This is a genomic window from Streptomyces sp. NPDC007205, assembly GCF_040634095.1.
Taxonomy (GTDB): domain Bacteria; phylum Actinomycetota; class Actinomycetes; order Streptomycetales; family Streptomycetaceae; genus Streptomyces.
This window is the reverse complement of sequence record NZ_JBEYEW010000181.1, coordinates 1-1,401: the sequence shown is the minus strand read 5'-3', so window position 1 is coordinate 1,401 and position 1,401 is coordinate 1. Positions and strand designations below refer to the sequence as shown.

The following is a 1,401-nucleotide window of genomic DNA, read 5'->3' as shown; positions in this document are numbered from 1 at the left end:
TACTGCAACGGTGCTTGCTGTGACTGGTGGCCAGGTCGGTCGTTGGTGTGGTTGTGGGTGGGGACCTTGCTGATGTCAGGTTGTGGGCGGGTGAACTGGAAGCTGTGCATGGGCGGTTCGTGCACCGTTTCAGCAGGTCGGAGCCGCGGGAGTCGGCACTTGCTTATATGCGGGGCCTGATCGCTCCGCTGCAGCGGAAGAACGGCTGGACGTTGGCGGAGGAAGCCGGCCATGCGGGCCCGGACCGCATCCACCGGATGCTGAACCGGATCGAGTGGGACGCCGATGAGGTGCTCGACGACGTGCGCCAGTACGTGGTCGACAACCTCGGCGACCGGGACGCCGTCCTGGTCGTGGACGACACGGGCTTTTTGAAGAAGGGGATGCGGTCGGCCGGGGTGCAGCGGCAGTACTCCGGCACCGCCGGGCGGACGGAGAACTGCCAGGTCGGCGTGTTCCTCGCCTATGCCACCGGCCGTGGGCGGACACTGATCGACCGGCGTCTGTATCTGCCCACCTCCTGGACCGATGACCGCGACAGGTGCCGCCGGGCCGGTATCGACGACGAGGTCGGCTTCGAGACCAAGGTGTCCATGGCGAAGGCGATGGTCCGCCGGGCCATCGCGGACAAGATCCCGTTTCGCTGGGTGACCGCGGATGCAGCCTACGGTTTCAGCAAAGGCTGGCGGTCCGAGCTGGAGCGGGCGGACGTCTTCCACGTCATGGCCACCACCCGGCACGACACCGTGGTCACCGGCTGGGCGATCGACCATCCTGTCCACGACCTGTTCAATGGCCTGCCACGGCAGAAATGGAAGCGCCGTTCCTGCGGCACCGGGGCTCACGGCCTGCGGATCTACGACTGGGCCCGCGTCGAGGTGCGGCCCTGGCACCGGCCCGACCGCCGCCACTGGGTGATCGCCCGCAGCAGCGTCGCCCGCCCCGCGGAGATCTCCTACTACATCGCCTACTGCCCCGCCGAGACCACACTTGACGACCTGATCCACGTCGCGGGCAGCCGATGGGCCATCGAGGAATGCTTCCAGAGCGCCAAGCAGGAATGCGGCTTGGACGACTACCAGGTCCGCCGCTACCCCGGCTGGCACCGACACATGACCCTCGCCATGGCCGCCCACGCCTGCCTGACCGTCCTGCGAGCCCGCGAGCTGGATGCCGGAAAAGCAGAAACGGATCCTCCCAGCTCATCCACCTCAGCCTCGCCGAGATACGACGGCTGATCACCCGCCTAACCGACCGCCGGCCCACACCCGTCGAGCACATCCTGCACTGGTCGACCTGGCGCCGACGGCGACAGCACCAGGCCCGCATCAGTCACTACAAACGACGCGGACACAGTCCCTGACCTAGCCATCAGTCACGGCAAGCACCGTTGCAGTACTA

Annotated in this window: 1 protein-coding gene; it reads left to right on the top strand. The window is 67.0% G+C overall.

Translation table 11 applies throughout. The annotated features are described in order from the left end of the window. Positions 1-53: 53 nt before the first annotated feature. A complete protein-coding gene (locus tag ABZ624_RS43095) occupies positions 54-1,238 on the top strand; it encodes an IS701 family transposase (RefSeq protein WP_360101244.1) in 1,185 nt (394 codons plus the stop codon). Positions 1,239-1,401: the final 163 nt, after the last annotated feature.